1 protein-coding gene is annotated in these 252 nt (G+C 62.3%); it reads right to left on the bottom strand.

All coding sequences use genetic code 11. The annotated features are described in order from the left end of the window. A partial coding sequence (locus tag CN514_RS24945) for a hypothetical protein (RefSeq protein WP_217993470.1) occupies positions 1–201 on the bottom strand: 201 nt, incomplete at its 3' end. Between the last annotated feature and the right edge of the window lie 51 nt (positions 202–252).

Raw genomic sequence — 252 nt, forward strand, 5'->3', positions numbered from 1 at the left:
CTTCCACACCGTCTCGGGTGGGTGAACGGGCGCGAGATGACTGTCGAGCGTGCTGAACATTTCCTGCCAGTACGCCACGCGGGCAGCCAGACCGGGCTCAGCGGCAAGCCTCTTCTGGAACTGAAGCCGCGCCCCTCCGCGCAGGGTGCCGAGGGCATATTCTGCAGCCAGCATGTCATCGCGTTTTTCGCTGTCATTCATAGGCCCACGCACTCCCGAAGATGATCCATCGCGCGGCGGATCCAGCTTTTT

Source organism: Bacillus sp. AFS001701, assembly GCF_002559405.1.
Lineage (GTDB): Bacteria > Bacillota > Bacilli > Bacillales > Bacillaceae_G > Gottfriedia.